This is a genomic window from Kribbella sp. NPDC026596, assembly GCF_040638415.1.
Lineage (GTDB): Bacteria > Actinomycetota > Actinomycetes > Propionibacteriales > Kribbellaceae > Kribbella.
On record NZ_JBEZYF010000031.1, the window covers coordinates 1 to 17,538 of the forward strand.

Consider the following 17,538-nt stretch of genomic DNA (forward strand, 5'->3'; position numbering starts at 1 on the left):
CTCGTCGGTTACGCCGCGCTCTCTCTAGGAGTGCCGCTCGACCTCGCCGGCGTTGTAGACATGAATGAGGGAGCAGGGCAGGTTCTCCTGGCTCCAGGGGGCCTGTTCGAGTTCTTGATCATGCCGATCTGGTTGATCACCAAGGGCTTTCGGGCACCGACAACCGTCAAGGACGGTTCGTGATTCGGTTGGAGGGTCCGATGGCCGGCCGGACGGTCGTGGTCACCGGGGCCACTGGGGGCATCGGCAGGGCGACCGCACTCGGTCTGGCCGCGCTGGGTGCGCGCGTCGCGATCACCGGGCGAGACCCCGAGCGTGCCGAGACCGCCGCCGGCGAGATCCGGGCAGCCGGGGGACAGGCGGACGTGTTCATGGCCGACCTGTCCTCACAGGCGGAGGTGCGGCGGCTGGCCGACGAACTGCTCCGCGACCTGCCGCGGATTGACGTGCTGGTCAACAACGTCGGGGGCTACTGGGACACCCGGCACGTCACCGCGGACGGGCTGGAACGGACGTTCGCCGTCAACCACCTCGCGCCGTTCCTGCTCACCAACCTGTTGCTGGACCGGCTGAAGTACAGCAGTCCGGCACGTGTGGTCACGGTCGCGTCCAACGCCCAGGCGATGGGGCGCATCGACTTCGACGACCTCCAGCACGAGCGGTCCTACTCAGGCTCGCGGGCCTACAACCAGTCCAAGCTCGCGAACGTCATGTTCACCTACGAGCTGGCCAGACGGTTGCCGGCCACGTCCGTTACGGCCAACGCGCTGCACCCCGGCATGGTCAGCACGTCGTTCGGTGCCGAAGACCCGAGTTTGATCCAGCGCCTGGTCGTGCCGTTCGTGCGGCCCTTCATGAAGCGGTCTGGCCAGGGCGCCGTCACGCCGATCCACGTGGCGTCGGCTCCGGACCTCGAGCCGGTGAGCGGCCGCTTCTTCATCGAGAGCAAGCCCACGAGGTCATCTGCGCAGAGCTACGACGAGGCCGCCGCAGCCCGGCTTTGGCGGGTCAGCGCCGATCTGGTCGGCTTGGATGCTGCTGCCTGAGACGATCGTGCAAGTCGTGACGATCCCAGCCAAGCCAAGGATCATCACGGCCACGAACAGGACCATCAAGCAGTAAATAGTGTCCATGCTGTTTGAACCGACACAACGCCGCCTGACGGCAGACTCTTTGCGGCGTTGCGGCGTCCCTCAGACCCTAATCCGCTGGCTCCGGGTTCGAACCTTGCGGGGCCCTCCGGCTGGCGCGCTGACTCGTGTCGGCAGGTCGAGCCGCCTCAGCCGGCCTGGTTTCGTCCGTGGTGCTGTTCGTGGTGCGAAGTGGCGTCAACCCAAGCAGGATATGTGGCCGTGGTGCGAACACGGCGAGGGGAAAGTTGCTGGTGGAGACTAGGTGAGGCGTTGTCGTTCCTCCTCGTAATGAGAAGGTCGTCGGTTCGATCCCGCGGCTTAGCTCGTACTTGCGGGGCTATGTCACTCCCGGCGGGCGAAGCCGAGCCGAGTGGTTTCGGCGGAGCGGCGGTCCTGTTCGCTCTTTGTTGCCTTCTCTCGGAGTTTACGAGTGAGCGCGGTGTCGATGGCGACCTTTCCTCGTTCGAGGTCGATGTCGGACCAGCGCAGGGCCCACAGCTCGCCACCGCGACATCCGGTGACCATGATGACCCAGAGGAGGGTGCCCCAGGCAGGAATCTTCCACGCCTCGTTGAGGATCGCGGCTGCTTCGGCCTGGTTTGGGGGATCGGGAGTTGTCTTCCTGGCGGCGGGTGGTTGCGCAAGGTCAGCGGGATTCACGGTCAGGTATTTCCACCACACGCCCTGTTGGCCGGCGCCGGTCAAGACGAAGTGGATCTGCCGAACCGAGCTGGCGCCGAGTGGTGCGCAGAAGTGGTTGCGACCTCGGCGGCCGTCGCACAGGTGCTTGCACTTGCGGAGGCGAGCGTAGAACTTCTCCAGGAGCTCGGGGTCGAGCTTCGCGAACTGCGTCGAACCAATCACTGGCTCGATGAACTTCCTGTTGAGGCCCTCGTAGCGTTCGCGGGTTGTGTCCTCCGGTCCGGCGACCTCGAAGCACTTCTCGATGAGCTGGCTGACGAGGATCTTGCTCTTGGGGTGGCACGACAGCGCGGAACCTACCGCGGTACTGCTCTCTATGGCCTCGACGGCGTTTCCCCATCAGCAGAGCGTAGGCGGATGTGTTCCACAAACTGTTCCACAGCTGGCTCCAGGAACATGCTCAGCGAGGCATATACCCTGGTGGCGAAGGGCGCCCCCGGCAGGACTCGAACCTGCGACCAACGGATTAGAAGTCCGACGCTCTATCCAGCTGAGCTACGGGGGCACACGGCACGGAAGAGTCTCTCAGATGGGCGGGTGATCGCGCCTCTGGGTTCCCGGGTATGTCGCGGCGACGAGCGCCGTACGGGAAGAAAAATACAGGGTTGTCGTTCCATCCCGGTAACGCTGAGTGGGTGGTTCTGCCGTGCGGTCGGGTCCCCAACTAGGCTGCGGGCATGAGTTACCCCTCACCAGGCCCGGCCGGATCGCCGCAACCCGCGGCGGGGTCGGCGTACTCGCCCGGCGGACCGTACCCGCAGCCGAACGTGCGCGGGACCCACCCGATCCCCGGGCAGCGGCGCAACCAGGGCATCCTGATCGGCATCGTGATCGCGGTGGTGTTCGCGATCGCCGGCCTGGTGATCTTCGGCATCGTGGCCAAGTCGACCGGCGCGGGCGGCTTCACCTGGGGGCTGGTGTTCGCGTTCGTCCCCGTCATCCCGGTGATCGCGCTGTATCTGTGGCTGGACCGTTACGAGCCGGAGCCGACCAAGTACATTCTGTTCGCGCTCTGCTGGGGGGCCTTCATCGCCACCCTGGCCGCGATCTTCATCAACACCGAGGTGTCGCACCGGCTGGCCGAGACGGGCGTCGGCGGCGACCGGTCGGCCGTGTTCGTCGCACCGCCGGTGGAGGAGTTCGCCAAGGGATCCGTGATCCTGCTGCTGGCGCTCGTACGGCGGAAGGAGTTCGACGGCATCATCGACGGCCTGGTGTACGCCGGGATGGTGGGCGTCGGGTTCGCCTTCACCGAGAACATCCTCTACTACGGACGCATCTTCAACACGCTGTCCGAGGAGTCCGGGAGCGACGCCGGTCTGCGGGGCGCGTTCGTACTGTTCGTCATCCGCGGACTGATCTCGCCGTTCGCGCATCCACTCTTCACGTCGTTCACCGCGATCGGGATCGGCGTCGCGATACGCAGTCGAAGTACGGCGGTCCGTTTCCTCGCGCCGATCGTCGGGTACCTGGCTGCGGTGCTCGCCCACGGACTCTGGAACGGTGGCGCCAGCTGGGCCGGGGGAGGCGGCTTCATCACCGTCTACCTGTTCCTGATGGTGCCGATCTTCATCGGCATGGTCGTGTTCGCCCTGGTGATGCGGTCCCGAGAGGGACAGATGATCGCGTCCCGGCTGTACGACTACGTGCGGTTCGGCTGGCTGGTCCCACAGGACGTACCCCTGATCGCGACGCTGCGCGGGCGCAAGGCGCTGCGGCAGAACGCGAAGCGGTACGGGCCTCAGGCCGAAGCTGCCGCGAAGGCGTTCCAGCAGAACGCGACCGAACTGGCGTACCTGCGAGACAAGATCGTCCGCCAGGTGATCGGGCCGGAGGCGCTGGAGACCGAGAAGAAGCTGCTCGACGAGCTGCGCGAGCGGCGGCCGAGTGTGCCGTTCCCGCCGATGCCGGCGTTCGCGCAGGCGGCGCCGCAGTTCCAGGGGCCTCCGATGCAGGGCGGGCCGATGCCTGGAGGGCCGATGCCGGGTGGGCCTGGTGGGCCGGTTCAGGGCGGGCCTGGGGCGGCGCCGTATCCCGGTCCGGGGCCGGTGGCGTACCCGCGCCCGCAGGATGGTTATCCTCCGCCTCAGCCGGGGTATCCCTCGGGTCAACCCGGTTACCCAGCGGGCCAGCCTGGTTACCCACCGGGACCCCCTGGTCAGCAAGGACCGCCGGGGGGATACGGTCCGTATCCACCATCGCAGTGACTGCCACCCGTCCACGCCGCCAAACGGGAACACGATGACTTTGCTTCTGCGCTGTCCGACCGGGCACTCTGTGCTCGTGGACGGACGCCGTGGCTGACATCAGGTCAGCAGCTGGTGAAGGTTCGGAGCCTCAGGTTCCGGACCAGGATCAGCCTGCCCAGGAGCTGGCGAACCTGATCGCCCAGTCAAGCGCCCAGTCAAGCGCGCAGTCCGATGCCAAAGGCAAAGGCTTCTGGCGCCGCCGCCGCCGCAAGAACACCTCCGCTCCCGAACCGAGCACGCCGTCTACGGCGACCACACCGGTCTCCGCTGGCACGGCTGAGCCGGCGAGTACGCCGGAATCCAACGGTGCGCCGAACTCCGCGAGTACGCCGGAGTCCAACGGTGCGCCGGACTCCACGCCGCGTTCCACGGGTACGACGGACTCCGGTGGTACGCCGGTTCCCGCCGGTACCGAGGAATCAGGGGACCAGTCGGCGGCGGGCGCTGAAGCCACGGACGACGCTGCCCAGAAGGGGAGCCCGGACGCCGACTCCGCGGCGGCTGACTCTCAGATCGAGCCCAGCGCCGAGGCTGGGGAGCCGGATGCGGACAAGCCCGTATCCGAGGACGAGCCGACCACTTCACCCGCTGACGAGCCAGCCTCCGATGAGGCCAGCGGCGAGTCATCCGACAGCGCCAACGAGGCTACGTCCGACGCGGCCGAGGCGAAACCGGCCGCAGCTGCCGTCGAGGGCACCCAGCAACCAGTCGCGCCCGCACGTCCGGCTGTCGGCGTTGTTTACGAGCCGGATGAGTCTCCGGACGGCTTTCCCCTCGACTACGGCAACATCATCGTCGGGCTCCCCAAGTCCGAGAAGTCGGAAGAGCAGGCCGCTCCCGAGACCGGCGCAGAGTCCTCAGATGGCGCGCTGGCCGAGGCTGATGCGAGCGCCGAAGAGCACTCCGCCGAGGCTGCGACGGACGAGCCTGCCGGAGACACTGACCCGTCTGCGACCCAGCAGGCCGGGGATGCCCACACCGAGCCGCCTGCCGAGGCTGCGACGGACGAGTCTGCTGGAGAGGCCGACCCGTCTGCTACCGAGCAGGCCGGAGATGCGCCCGCCGAGCCGTCTGCCGAGGCTGCCGACGAGCACGCTGAAGATGCCCCCGCCGGGCCGTCCGATCAGGCTTCCGACGATCCGGCTGAAGTGCCTGCTGCGCAGGGCGAGGGCGACTCGAAGGAGACCGGGGAAAGCGCCCCGGTCGGTGAGGCTGACGAGGCGACCTCCGAGGACGACGGGGCCGCGTCGGCTGCTGACGCTGGCGAGGGTGCTTCGGAGGCCGACGCCGTGGATGCCAGCTCCGAAGGCGCAGATGAGCCCGCCGAGCAGGCTGAAGCTGACCAGTCCGGTGAGGCTGCGGCGGATGACTCCGCTGGAGACGCTGTGCCCGCGGCCGGAGACGCTGAGCCGGCCGCGGGAGAGGCTGAAGCTGCCGCTGGAAGCGCTGAGGCTGCCGCCGGGCAGGGTGAGGGTGACGGCTCCGCTGGGGCCTCCGGGGATGCTGCTGTAGACGCGTCGAGCGAGCAGGGTGGCGCTGACGGCGACGTGGCGGATGAACCGTCTGCAGGTGCTGAGGCTGCTGCGGAGCAGGCGTCGGGCGAGGATGGCGGGGAGGCTGCGCCGGCTGGTGAGGCCGCTGGAGATGCTGAGGCTGTTGCTGAACAGGGTGTAGCGGCTCCGGCTGCCTCGAAGAAGAAGGGTAAGAAGGGTGGGGCGGCCGCTAAGGCTGGCGAGGCCGACTCTCGGGGTGACGGCGAGAGCGGGTCGGCTGCTGAGGCTGAGGAGGGTGCTTCGGAGGACGGCTCCGCGGGAGTCCGCTCCGGGGGCTCGGGTGAGTCGGGCGCCGAGCAGGCTGACGCTGACGAGGCTGGCTCGGAGGTGGGTCGGGCGGCTGAGGAAGCTATTGAGGAGCTGACTGCTGAGGAGTTGGCTGAGCGGTTGGCGGCTGAGCAGGCTGCTATGGCTCTGATTACGGCGTTGATGAAGTTGCGGGGGGCGTTGGCCAACAGTCAGTTGCCGTTGGATGTTGTGGGCGCTGACGAGGCTCGGCAGCAGCAGAAGGCGATGCTGGATCAGCTGGACGACTACCTGCTGCCGCGGCTGGTGCAGTTGGAGGCGCCGGTGCTCGCGGTGGTCGGCGGGTCGACCGGTGCGGGGAAGTCGACGCTGGTGAACACCGTCATCGGGAAGGTGGTCAGCGAGCCGGGTGTGCTGCGGCCGACGACGCGGTCGCCGGTGTTGATCCATCACCCGGCCGACGCGGACTGGTTCGTCGGTGATCGAGTTCTGCCGGGTATGGCGCGGACCAGCGCCGACAGCCCGGGCGGTACGGAGGATGCGGGCCAGTTGCGGTTGGTTGCCGCTGACACTGTTCCGCGCGGCCTCGCGATCCTGGACGCGCCCGACATCGACTCGGTCGTCCAGGCGAACCGCGATCTCGCCACCCAACTGCTGGCCGCGGCCGACCTCTGGCTGTTCGTCACCACCGCCGCCCGGTACTCCGATGCCGTGCCGTGGGACTTCCTGCAGAACGCCTCGGACCGCAGCACGGCTGTTGCCGTCGTCCTGGACCGTGCTCCCGGGGAGACCATCGACGACATCACCGGTCACCTCGCGCAGATGCTGCTCGAGCGTGGGCTGGGTGACTCGCCGCTGTTCTCGATCCAGGAGACCGTTGTTGACAGCAACGGAATGCTGCCGGCCCAGACCGTTGCCTCGATCAAGGACTGGCTGATCGACCTGGCCGCCGACGCAGAGGCGCGGGCGGCCGTCGTCCGCCGTACTCTGCAGGGCGCGGTCAGTGCGATGGTGAAGACGACGCCGCCGTTCGCGACCGCGGTACGCGCGCAGTCCGACACCGCGATCGAGCTGCGGTCGATCGCCGAGTCGGCGTACGACCAGGCGGTGCAAGACCTGGCCAAGGCCGCCCAGGACGGGACGATGATGCGCGGCGAGGTGCTCGCCCGCTGGCAGGAGTTCGTCGGCACTGGTGAACTCCTCAAGGGCCTGCAGACCAACGCCGGCCGCCTGCGCGACAAGGTCAAGAGCTCGCTCGGCAACAAGCCCGCGGAGACCCGCGACGTCAACGACGCGATCGAGTCCGGTCTGGAGTCGCTGCTGCGGGAGCACGCCGCGGAGGCGGCCGAGCGGGCCGAGAAGGCCTGGCAGGGGAGTGCGCCCGGACGCCAGCTGCTCGCCGCCGGAGGCCCCGAGCTCGGCGCGATGTCCGAGGAGTTCCCGGCCGCTGCCGGACGGACCGTCCGCGAGTGGCGGGCCTACGTCCTCGACCTGGTGCGCAAGGAAGGGGCCGACAAGCGCTCGACCGCCCGCATTCTCGAGTACGGCGTGAATGGGCTGGGTCTCTCGCTGATGGTGGCGACGTTCGCCAGCGGAGCCGGGATCCCGAAGGCGGCCGAGACCAGCGTCGGAGCCGGCAGTGCGGTCGTCGGGCAGAAGTTGCTGGAGGCGGTCTTCGGCGACACGGCCGTACAGAGCCTGGTCGAGAAGGCGCGTGAAGACCTTGACGGTAAGGTTCATGCCCTGATGGATGCCGAATTCGCCCGCTATCTGGCTGTCCTTGACCAGCATCCGGTCGATCCCGAGACGGCCAGGCAACTGACTGAGGCCGCGCGCGCGGTGGAGGACTGCACGTGACGGAAACCGTGGATACGGTTGAGGCCCCGGTCCGGGGTGAGACCGACGTCCTGAAGAAGATCGACGCCGTCGAGGCGGCCGCGAAGGCCGGCCAGGGGCGGCTGGATCCGGTGGTGCTCACCGAGGCCACGCAGATCGTGGATCGGTCCGGGCAGCGCCTGCGGATGTCAGGCGAGCTGACGGTGGTCGCGCTGGCCGGTGCCACCGGCTCGGGCAAGTCGTCGCTGTTCAACACGTTGACCGGGCTCGACCTGGCCGCGATCGGCACGCGCCGGCCGACCAGCTCGATGCCGCTCGCCTGCGTGTGGGGCGAAGAGCCGGCCGGTGAAGTCCTGAACTGGCTGGGCATCCCACGCCGGCACCAGGTGCAGCACCGCAGCTCCCTGGAGGAGGCACAGTCCGAGGATCTGGACGGCCTGGTCCTGCTGGACCTTCCCGACCATGACTCGACCGAGGTCGAGCACCGCCTGATCGTCGACCGGCTCGTGGAGCTGGTCGACATGCTCGTGTGGGTGGTGGATCCGCAGAAGTACGCCGATGCCGCCCTGCACAACCGGTACATCAAGCCGTTCACCTCGCATTCCGGGGTGATGGTGTTCGCGCTGAACCACATCGACAAGCTGACGCCGGACCAGCGGAAGAGCTGCCTCGACGACCTCGAGCGGTTGCTCAAGTCGGACGGTCTGAAGTCGCCGACGGTCGTCGGGACGTCCGCGGTCAGTGGTGACGGTCTGGACGAGGTGCGTTCCCTGCTGGTCAAGCGGGTCAGCAACAAGCGCTCCGCCCGCGAACGCCTGTCCGCAGACGTCGACCGGGTCGCAGACCGCATGGCCAGCCAGTGCGGCACCGCGAAGACCCCGGAGATCGACCAGAGCGACATCACCGAGCTCGTCGACTCGTTGTCCGACGCAAGCGGTCTGTCTGTGGTGGTCGACGCCGTACGACGCTCGTACCTGCAGCGCGCGCGGGCAGCGACCGGGTGGCCGCTGACCAAGTGGCTCGGACGATTCCGTCCGGATCCGTTGCGACGGTTGCACGTCGACCAGGTGTCGCGTCAGCAGGGCAAGGCGTTGCGCAAGTCCGCGTCCAACGAGGTCGCGATCGCGCGCTCTTCATTGCCTGCGGCAACACCGGTGCAGCGGGCCCGGATGGACACCGCCGTACGCAACATCACCACCAAGGCCGCTGAGGGTTTGTCTCGTCCGTGGGCCGACTCGGTGCGCTCGGCGATCCGCCGCCGGGAGGAGTCGCTGGGCGACGAACTCGACCAGGCGGTCGCGCGGACCGACCTCGGCGCCTCCGACAACCCTGGTTGGTGGGGTGCTGCCCGGTTCGTCCAGTGGGTGCTGTTCCTGATCACGCTGGGCGGCGGGGTCTGGCTGGCCGCGTTGCTGGTGGCCCGGATCGCCGGCCTGGACGACCCGCCGCTGCCGGAATGGAACGGGATCCCGTACGCGTGGATCATGCTGGTCGGTGGTGCCGTCCTCGGACTCGCGGTCTCGTTCGTCTGCCGGCTCTTCGCGACCAGTGGAGCCGCTCGTCGCTCCCGGCTGGTGGCCAAGGCTCTCCGTGAGGAGCTCGAAAAGGTTGCCGACAGCCACGTTGTCGCGCCGGCCCGCGCAGAGCTCGAGGCCTACACCACCTGCCGCGACAACCTCGCCATCGCTCGCGACTGACCCCGCGTCCGTCGGACGGGGCCGGTCGCGCGCGCCTGGCTGGCGGCTCAGAGCTCGGCGTCGGGGGCGTACTGCGCCATGGAGATCTTGGCGGCCTCGGCCAGATCCGACTCGTCCGTCGTGCCCGAGGAGCGGACGGCCTCGATCCAGACCCGGACCGACTGCTCGTTGTACTTGACGACCTCGGGCGAGTTGGCCATCTCGACGGGGTCCGCGTCCGCCGGAAGCTCGCCGGTGACGTAGAGCGCGAGGCCGAGCAAGCCGCCGTCCCACCCTGGCCCGACCCAGAGTGCCCCGGAACCGCCGGGAGCGGGCGGTTCGCTCATCGAGTGCTCGAGCTCGAGGTCGGTCGAGGATCCGGACGCGGTGAGACGGAGCTCGAGGAGACTCGTGGGTCCACCGAACGTGACCCGGAGAGCCTTGGGTGGCTCGCATTCCAGGATCTCGCCGCCGGCGTTGCCCTCCAGTTGGAAGCTGCCGCCGACTCTGAGATCGCCGGTCACCGGCATGAACCAGCGCTTCATCCGCTCGGGGTCCGTCAGCGCGTCCCACAGCTCCTCCGGGGCGGCCTGGTACGTGCGGCGCATCCGCACGGTCACCGTCTCCCCGGTGCGGCTGACCTCGCGCTGGACCGCGTTGATGTGCTCGAGGATGTCGATCACGGGTGGTTCCCTCTCTCGCTCGGCTGGAGTGCAGCCCACAATGCCGGTCAAGGCTTATATAAGTCAATACTGAGATAGTCAGGCCGCGGCCGATTCCGGTGCCTGGCTGTCGGCGGTCAGGGGGAGCGTGGTGACGGCGTACTCGTCGGTTGGGTACGGCGAGGCGGATGTCTCGGCCGGAGCGGGCGAAAGGACGGATGTGGCCTCGCTGGGAGAGCTTGCCGCGGCGGAGCGAGGCGCGGCCTTGGTGAAGGTGGTGGTGCCTCGGGTCAGGTCGTGGCCCACGGAGAACGCTTCGAGCACGACCCGGCTGCGGGACTCGCCGGCGTCGTCGGTCCACACGTGGGTCCGCAGCCGGCCGGTGACGATCACCGGCTGGCCGATGCGCACCGATTCGAACGCGTTCTGGGCCAGGCCGCGCCAGCACTCGACGCTGAACCAGGTCGTCGGCTTGTCGACGTACGTATTGAGGACGCGGTCGAACTGCCGTGGGGTCGACCCCATCCGAAACGTCGCGTGCGGGACCTGCCCGATCTCCTTGAAATCCGGGTCACTGCCGACCCAGCCCAGCACCGTCACATAGGTCTCGCCGAGGCTCATGATGGCCACCTTCCGTCTGATCGCGATTCCGCTGTCACCCGAGAAGATGCAGGCGTCGCACCCCGTCCGCCCGGCCGACTTCGGATCTGTGGACAACCGAGGGCTGGTTGGGAACCGGTGGGTCCGAGCACATAGGCTCTGGGGTATGGCGGAATTCATCTACACCCTTCGCAACGTCCGGAAGGCACACGGCGACAAGGTCGTTCTCGACAACGTCACGCTGAACTTCCTCACCGGCGCGAAGATCGGCGTGGTCGGGCCGAACGGCACCGGTAAGTCCTCGCTGTTCAAGATCATGGCCGGACTCGACCAGCCCTCCAACGGCGAGGCCCGGCTGGCCGAGGACGCGACGGTCGGGATCCTGCTGCAGGAACCGCCGCTGACCGAGGGCAAGACGGTCCTGGAGAACGTCGAGGAAGGTGTCGGCGACACCAAGCAGAAGCTGGACCGCTTCAACGAGATCTCCGCCGAGCTGGCCGACCCGGACGCCGACTACGACACGCTGCTGGCCGAGATGGGTGACCTGCAGACCGAGCTGGACCACCGCAACGCCTGGGACGTCGACGCCCAGCTCGAGCAGGCGATGGACGCGTTGCGGTGTCCGCCGGCCGACGCGCTCGTCGACAACCTGTCCGGTGGTGAGCGCCGCCGGGTCGCGCTGTGCAAGCTGCTGCTGCAGCAGCCCGACCTGCTGCTGCTCGACGAGCCCACCAACCACCTGGACGCGGAGTCCGTGCTGTGGCTCGAGCAGCACCTGCAGAAGTACGCGGGCGCCGTCCTGGCGATCACCCACGACCGGTACTTCCTGGACAACGTGGCCGAGTGGATCCTGGAGCTCGACCGCGGTCGCACGTACGGGTACGAGGGGAACTACTCGAAGTACCTGGAGACCAAGCAGGAGCGGCTCGTCGTCGAGGGCCGCAAGGACGCCAAGCGGCAGAAGATCCTGGAGCGCGAGCTCGAGTGGGTCCGGTCCAACGCGAAGGGCCGGCAGTCCAAGAGCAAGGCGCGCCTGCAGCGGTACGAGGAGCTGGCGGCCGAGGCGGAGCGCTCCAAGAAGCTGGACATCGACGAGATCAACATCCCGCCGGGTCCGCGCCTGGGCAGCACGGTGCTCGAGGTCTCCAAGCTGGAGAAGGGCTTCGGCGACCGCAAGCTGATCGACGGCCTGAGCTTCTCGCTGCCGCGGGCCGGCATCGTCGGCGTCGTCGGCCCGAACGGTGTCGGCAAGTCGACGCTGTTCCGGATGATCATCGGCGAGGAGCAGCCGGACGCCGGTTCGCTCCGGCTCGGCGACACCGTCAAGGTCTCGTACGTCGACCAGTCGCGTGGCGGCCTGGACCCGAAGAAGACGGTCTGGCAGCAGGTGTCCGACGAGCTCGACTACATCAAGGTGGCGAACTTCGAGATGCCGAGCCGGGCGTACGTCGCCTCGTTCGGCTTCAAGGGCCCGGACCAGCAGAAGCCGACCGGCGTCCTGTCCGGCGGTGAGCGGAACCGGCTGAACCTGGCGCTGACGCTGAAGATGGGCGGCAACCTGCTGCTCCTCGACGAGCCGACCAACGACCTGGACGTGGAGACCCTGCAGTCGCTGGAGGACGCGCTGCTGGAGTTCCCCGGCTGTGCGGTGGTCGTGTCCCACGACCGGTGGTTCCTGGACCGCGTGGCGACGCACATCCTGGCCTGGGAGGGCAGCGAGCAGGACCCGGCCCAGTGGTTCTGGTTCGAGGGCAACTTCGCGTCGTACGAGGCGAACAAGGTCGAGCGGCTGGGGCCGGAGGCGGCTCGCCCGCACCGGGTCACCTACCGCAAGCTCACCCGCGACTGACCCGGATCCGCGCGGTGGGTCTACGTCGGCAACTGTCGGCGTAGACCCACTCACCCAGCCGACTCTCACCCACCCGGGGTGAGGAAATCGCCCTGCCGTCGGGGGAGGCTGCCACTGACCACCCGGCAGTCGATGGGAGCAGCGCGATGGCGACACTGACCGTTTGGAAGTTCGAAACCCCTACGGGGGCAGACCAGGCCATCTCCACCTTGGAGACGCTGGCCAAGCAGAAGCTGATCAACATCCACGACGCCGCGACGGTGTCGTGGCAGCCGGATGCGAAGAAGCCCAAGACCAGGCAGCTGAACAACCTGACGGGTGCAGGAGCGATGGGTGGCATGTTCTGGGGCATGCTCTTCGGGCTGATCTTCCTGGTGCCGCTGCTCGGTGCCGCCATCGGGGCCGCGACCGGTGCGATCGCCGGATCGCTGACGGACGTCGGGATCGACGACAGCTTCATCAAGTCCGCCCGCGACAAGATCACGCCAGGCACGTCGGCGCTGTTCCTGATGTCGAGCGATGCGGTGACCGACAAGGTGAAGGCGGCGTTCGAGGAGAACGGTGAGTTCAAGCCTGAACTCATTCAGTCCAACCTGTCGAACGAGCAGGAAGCGGCGCTCCGCGAGATGATCGCCGGCTGAGACTCCTACGGTCCGGGCAAGGCAACTGAGCGTCACCCGCGAGGGTGGCGCTCAGTTTGCCCACTCTCTCAGGATGTCGAGTTGGCTCGGTGCGCGGCGGCCTGGGGGTCGGCCGTGGATCCGAGGTCCGCCCGGACGGCGCCCCAGCGCGCGGTGAGCGCGAACAGGATGACGGTGTCCAGCGCGATCATCAGCAACGACCAGACGGGGTACGCGCCGAGCCACGCGATCTGGATGACGAGGTGCACCGCGACGAGCACGATCGCGGTGATCCGGGCCCAGGTCTGCGCCGCCAGCAGCCCGGCGCCGGCGGCGAGCATCAGCAGACCGGCGATCAGGAGCACCCAGCCCCATCCGGTCACGTCGACGACGACCAGATTGTTCGGCGTCAGCGCCAGCCGCTTGTCGTCGACCAGCGCGATGATGCCTTCGAGGACGTTGATCAGGCCGGTCACCAGGAGCATCGTGCCGGCGAACAGGGCCCAGCCCGCCCAGGCCGGGCTTCCCTTCGAAACCATCTGGCACTCCATTCTCGCGGGCGTAAGCCGCTGCCGGGCGGCAGCGGCAGACCACACTTGGATGCTGACCTCGTCACGCAGCGGAACGGATCACCCGGCAGGGGTGAGGGACGCAGCGTGATCAGCTCCCGTCGGCCCTGCGTCCGCGTTTGAGGGTCAGGCCAGGATGCGCGCCTTCTGTTGGGCGAACTCCTCGTCGGTGAGAATTCCCTGGTCCTTCAGGGCCGCCAGATCCTTCAGTTGGCTGATCACGTCGACCTGGGGCGGCGGCGCGGCCGGCTGCGGTGGCGGTGCGGCAGGCTGCGGTGGCGGTGCGGGCGGCTGCTGCTGGTCCATTTGTTGCTGCTGGTCGTAGGACTGTGCGTCGGCCTTCTGCTGGGCCTTCGCTTGTTGATGCCGTGACACACCACCGGCGACCGCAGTCGCCGTACCGGCAACGACCGCCGTCCGGGCCATCGTGCCGATCAGGCCTGGGCGGCCAACTCTCCCCATTCCACGTCGCAACATCGCAGGTTCCCTCTCACCCGTCGTTCTGGAGCGCCGTCAACCGGCCGCGATGCCGGTCAGCGCCTTGGTCACGATCTCGTGCGGAATCCGCTCGCCGGCCGTGATCTGGCCACCGGCGTCCCGGATCGTCTGCGCGAGCCGCGCGGCCCACCGGTCCTCCCAGACGAGCAGCGCCGCCGAACTGTTCGGTGCGAGGACCTCGGCCGCCATCTGCAGGTCCTCCTCGTTCAGGACACCGCCGGCCTCGCCGTCGACGGTGGCGAATCCGAACTCGAGGACATCGTCCAGGGCGTCGAACTCCAGGACGCTCACGGTCTCGTCGGCGTCCTTCTTGATGAAGACGACGTCGAGGATGCGGATCACCTTGTTGTCCACCAGCTCCGCGAGAGCCGGCACGATCTCGCCCTTGAACCGATTCCCCGGGAACTCGATCACCACATACTCGACAGGCCCCACGCCGTCCATGTTCTCTCCCTCGCCGGACGATCTCAGTGGCAGCACGGTAGGCCGGGCGGGATGGCCCCACATCATCCCACGGGGGTGAGGGCTCAGGTGTGGAGTTCGTGGTCGGCGAGGACCTCTTCGACGACGGGGATGTCCGCGGTGATCAGGGCTTTCCACAGCGCCCAGGCGCGGGCTCGGGCCCAGGTGGCGGGGTCCTGCTGGACGGCCTCCCGGAAGGTTGCGCGGGACGTGCCGGAGAAGAATGTGTAGGCGATCACCAGGTCGCACGCCGGGTCGCCGACCCCGCATGTTCCGAAGTCGATGACGGCCGACAGCCGTCCGTCCCGTACCAGGAGATTGCCGCTCGCGATGTCGCCGTGGAACCACACCGGCGCCCGGTCCCACGAGGTTGCGAGCGCGGCGTCCCAGACCTCACGCGCCAGATCGATGTCGATCCGGCCCTTCAGTACGGCGAGGGCCTCGAGAGTCTCGTCGTGGTAGTACTCGGGCGGCGCACCGCGGTAGAAGCTGTGCGCGCCGGCGATCGGCCCGCCGGTGGCGTCGACGCTCTGCAGCGCCAGGATGAACCCGGCGATCGACCGGGCGAGCTCGTCCAGGTCGGCGACAGTCTCAGGCGACGCGGTCTCGCCGGGGATCCAGCGGCGGATCGCCCAGTGGTACGGGTATCCCTCGCCCGGTGAGCCCTTCGCCACGGCCTCGGGGATAGCGACAGGCAAGGCCGGCGCGAGGATCGGCAGCCACTGGTGTTCCTTGTGGACGGCCGCGACGTAGCTCTCGTGCGTGGGCAGCCGTGCGGTCAGCTCATCGCCGAGCCGGTACGTTCGGTTGTCCCAGCCGTCGATCTTGACCGGCGTCACCGGCAGGTCGGCGCACTGCGGGAACTGCTGCGCGATCAATCGGCGTACCAGTGCGGCGTCGATGCCGGCCCGGCCGTCTTGCTGGTTATCCGTCACGCGGTAAGACTGTCGAAACCGGGTGACGGACTCAAAAGGCTTTAGCTCCGGGCTTCAGCGTTGTCGACCGCGTCCGCGAGGAACGCCGAGATCGTCCGCAGTTCGTCGACGGTGCGAGTCGCCAGGACCTCCTGCATCCGCGAACCCTGCTCGGCGTACAGCGGAACCAGCTTGTCCTGGATCGCCTCCGGCGACGGCGTGACGACGACCTTGCGGCGATCGCCCGGGTCGGCCCGACGGGTGACGAAGCCATGCGACTCCAGCCGGTCGATGACGCCGGTGACCGTGCCGGACGTGAGTCCTGTGTGCTCGGCGAGCTGCCGTGGCGTGAGCGGGCCGTACGTCTGCAGCAGCGTCATGAACTGCGAGTCGCTGGCGCCCAGGCCCACCTTCGCGGAGACCGCGTGGTTGTACAGCACCATTTCGGCGATGAACCGGATCATCCGCTGTTGGATCTCGCCGGCGAGCTCTTCTCGGGAACTGGTCATGGCCACCTCAGCATAGGGCTTGCATTTCTCTCGGATCGCCAAGATACTCGGACTACCAAGATACTTGAAGATCCGAGATAAAGGAGCAGGCGATGAAGGTGCTGGTGATCGGTGGCGGGACCGGCGGGCTGGCGTTGGCGCACGGTCTGCGGCGGGCGGGGATCGGCGTGACCGTGTTCGAGCGGGACGCGCTGCGGACGGACGGCCTGCATGGCTACCGGGTCGGCATCGACCCCGACGGCAGCCGGGCGCTGCATGCGCTGCTGCCGCCGGAGCTCTACGACACGTTCGTGGCGACCAAGGCCCGCGACCCGAAGTACTTCAACATGCTCACCGAGGACCTCAAGGAGGTCCTGTCGATGGAACTCCCTGAGTCGACCGACCCGGTCGAGAGCGAGAAGTCGATCAGTCGGATGACACTCCGACAGGTGCTGCTGACCGGTCTCGACGACGTGGTCGAGTTCGGCAAGGAGTTCACCCACTTCGAGCAGCGCGGCGACCAGGTGACGGCGTACTTCGCCGACGGTACGCACGCCACCGGCGATCTCCTGGTCGCCGCCGACGGCTCGGGCTCACGGGTACGGCGTCAGTACCTGCCGCAGGCGAGGACCGAGGAGACCGGGATCGTCGCGATCGCCGGGAAGCTGCCGATCACCGGGGAGAGCGCGAAGCTTGTGCCGCCGAAAGTGTTCGAGGGGATCTCGATTGTCAGTGCGCCGCGTGGACTCGCCTGCATCGTGCACGTGATGGAGTTCCAGTGGGACCGCGATGGCAACGTCAAACACGGCATCGGCGGCAACACCGAGGAGCTGATCCGCCGCTGGCCCGGACTGCAGTTCGACAACACCCGCGACTACATCAACTGGGGGCTGTCCGGGACCAAGGACAAGCTGCCGGCCAACATCATGGATCTGCGCGGGCAGGAGCTGACCGACGTCGCCCTGGAGATCACGCCGGGCTGGCACCCGAACCTGCGCCGCCTGTTCGAGCTGGCCGATCCCGGCACCTGCTTCCCGGTGAACATCTGGACCTCGGTCCCGCTCGAGCCGTGGGAGACGACGAATGTGACGCTGCTCGGTGACGCGATTCACACCATGACGCCGGGGCGTGGTGTCGGCGCGAACACGGCCCTGCGGGACGCGGTGAACCTGTGCCGGAAGCTGATCGAGGTGCGTGACGGCCGGCAGCAACTGATCCCGGCCGTGCGTGAGTACGAGGCCAAGATGATCGAGTACGGCTTCGACGCGGTGCTCAAGTCACGGGCGCAGATGACGTCGGACGACCCGGTGCACAAGCCGGTGATCGGGCGGCTGGCGCTGGCCGGGATGCGAACCGCGATGCGCACCGTCAACCACCTGCCACCGGTCAAGCGGCGGATGCGCGACTCGATGATGGCCTACCGCGGAGCGGACCGGGACGAGCTCATTCTGGAGATCACCCCGGCCCAGGCCGCGGGATGA

The 17,538-nt window shown here is 68.0% G+C and carries 16 protein-coding genes and 1 tRNA gene; 8 read left to right on the forward strand and 9 right to left on the reverse strand.

What is annotated here, in order from left to right; translation table 11 throughout:
• Both AB0E63_RS24640 and AB0E63_RS24645 read left to right on the forward strand, forming a co-directional pair.
• On the forward strand, positions 1 to 183 hold a 183-nt coding region (locus AB0E63_RS24640), incomplete at its 5' end, for a hypothetical protein (protein WP_360370578.1).
• Positions 180 to 1,046 (forward strand): SDR family oxidoreductase, encoded by an 867-nt coding sequence (locus tag AB0E63_RS24645; RefSeq protein ID WP_360370580.1) that lies wholly within the window; start codon positions 180 to 182, stop codon positions 1,044 to 1,046. The genes AB0E63_RS24640 and AB0E63_RS24645, both read left to right, overlap by 4 nt.
• Before the next feature lie 429 nt (positions 1,047 to 1,475).
• Here the strand turns inward: AB0E63_RS24645 and AB0E63_RS24650 are convergent, their stop codons facing one another.
• Together AB0E63_RS24650 and AB0E63_RS24655 are read right to left on the reverse strand one after the other, a co-directional pair.
• Positions 1,476 to 1,997: a hypothetical protein gene (locus tag AB0E63_RS24650; protein ID WP_360370583.1), complete on the reverse strand. Its 522-nt coding sequence runs from the start codon at positions 1,995 to 1,997 to the stop codon at positions 1,476 to 1,478.
• Between the two features lie 269 nt (positions 1,998 to 2,266).
• Positions 2,267 to 2,340: transfer RNA gene (locus tag AB0E63_RS24655), tRNA-Arg, on the reverse strand.
• Positions 2,341 to 2,512: 172 nt separating this feature from the next.
• On the opposite strand from AB0E63_RS24655, the gene AB0E63_RS24660 reads away from it, so the two are divergent.
• The 3 genes from AB0E63_RS24660 (at position 2,513) to AB0E63_RS24670 (ending at position 9,416) form a co-directional block, all read left to right on the forward strand.
• Positions 2,513 to 4,042 carry a PrsW family intramembrane metalloprotease gene (locus AB0E63_RS24660; RefSeq protein WP_360370586.1) on the forward strand — a complete coding sequence of 510 codons (1,530 nt, stop codon included), beginning with the start codon at positions 2,513 to 2,515 and terminating at the stop codon, positions 4,040 to 4,042.
• An 89-nt stretch (positions 4,043 to 4,131) separates the two neighbouring features.
• Positions 4,132 to 7,740, forward strand: coding sequence for an AAA family ATPase (locus AB0E63_RS24665; protein ID WP_360370589.1), 3,609 nt, complete (start codon positions 4,132 to 4,134; stop codon positions 7,738 to 7,740).
• Complete coding sequence (locus AB0E63_RS24670) at positions 7,737 to 9,416, forward strand: ABC transporter (RefSeq protein WP_360370592.1); 1,680 nt, start codon at positions 7,737 to 7,739, stop codon at positions 9,414 to 9,416. The genes AB0E63_RS24665 and AB0E63_RS24670 overlap by 4 nt, the downstream gene beginning before the upstream one ends.
• 47 nt (positions 9,417 to 9,463) lie before the next feature.
• On the opposite strand, the gene AB0E63_RS24675 is transcribed toward AB0E63_RS24670, so the two are convergent.
• Both AB0E63_RS24675 and AB0E63_RS24680 read right to left on the reverse strand, forming a co-directional pair.
• Entirely contained in the window at positions 9,464 to 10,078 is a 615-nt protein-coding gene (locus tag AB0E63_RS24675) for an SRPBCC family protein (protein ID WP_360370595.1), read from the reverse strand.
• 78 nt (positions 10,079 to 10,156) lie between these two features.
• Positions 10,157 to 10,678: a single-stranded DNA-binding protein gene (locus AB0E63_RS24680; RefSeq protein ID WP_360370598.1), complete on the reverse strand. Its 522-nt coding sequence runs from the start codon at positions 10,676 to 10,678 to the stop codon at positions 10,157 to 10,159.
• Positions 10,679 to 10,823: 145 nt separating this feature from the next.
• Here AB0E63_RS24680 and ettA point away from each other — a divergent pair, with 145 nt between their 5' ends.
• Both ettA and AB0E63_RS24690 read left to right on the forward strand, forming a co-directional pair.
• Positions 10,824 to 12,506, forward strand: a complete 1,683-nt coding sequence (gene ettA, locus AB0E63_RS24685) for an energy-dependent translational throttle protein EttA (RefSeq protein ID WP_360370601.1) — start codon at positions 10,824 to 10,826, stop codon at positions 12,504 to 12,506.
• A 146-nt stretch (positions 12,507 to 12,652) separates the two neighbouring features.
• Positions 12,653 to 13,147: a DUF1269 domain-containing protein gene (locus AB0E63_RS24690; RefSeq protein ID WP_360370604.1), complete on the forward strand. Its 495-nt coding sequence runs from the start codon at positions 12,653 to 12,655 to the stop codon at positions 13,145 to 13,147.
• A 68-nt stretch (positions 13,148 to 13,215) separates the two neighbouring features.
• On the opposite strand, the gene AB0E63_RS24695 is transcribed toward AB0E63_RS24690, so the two are convergent.
• From AB0E63_RS24695 to AB0E63_RS24715, 5 genes are all read right to left on the reverse strand, one after another.
• Positions 13,216 to 13,665 (reverse strand): hypothetical protein, encoded by a 450-nt coding sequence (locus AB0E63_RS24695; protein WP_360370607.1) that lies wholly within the window; start codon positions 13,663 to 13,665, stop codon positions 13,216 to 13,218.
• 156 nt (positions 13,666 to 13,821) lie between these two features.
• Positions 13,822 to 14,172: an SHOCT domain-containing protein gene (locus AB0E63_RS24700; protein ID WP_360370610.1), complete on the reverse strand. Its 351-nt coding sequence runs from the start codon at positions 14,170 to 14,172 to the stop codon at positions 13,822 to 13,824.
• Between the two features lie 36 nt (positions 14,173 to 14,208).
• The gene (locus AB0E63_RS24705) at positions 14,209 to 14,637 is read right to left on the reverse strand and encodes a DUF6325 family protein (RefSeq protein ID WP_360370613.1); all 429 of its coding nucleotides are present in this window, start codon (positions 14,635 to 14,637) and stop codon (positions 14,209 to 14,211) included.
• A gap of 83 nt (positions 14,638 to 14,720) precedes the next feature.
• Positions 14,721 to 15,590 (reverse strand): aminoglycoside phosphotransferase family protein, encoded by an 870-nt coding sequence (locus AB0E63_RS24710; RefSeq protein ID WP_360370616.1) that lies wholly within the window; start codon positions 15,588 to 15,590, stop codon positions 14,721 to 14,723.
• 41 nt (positions 15,591 to 15,631) lie between these two features.
• A complete protein-coding gene (locus tag AB0E63_RS24715; protein ID WP_360370619.1) occupies positions 15,632 to 16,078 on the reverse strand; it encodes a MarR family transcriptional regulator in 447 nt (148 codons plus the stop codon).
• Positions 16,079 to 16,170: 92 nt separating this feature from the next.
• Between AB0E63_RS24715 and AB0E63_RS24720 the strand changes: the two genes are divergently transcribed.
• Positions 16,171 to 17,538 carry an NAD(P)/FAD-dependent oxidoreductase gene (locus AB0E63_RS24720; RefSeq protein WP_360370622.1) on the forward strand — a complete coding sequence of 456 codons (1,368 nt, stop codon included), beginning with the start codon at positions 16,171 to 16,173 and terminating at the stop codon, positions 17,536 to 17,538.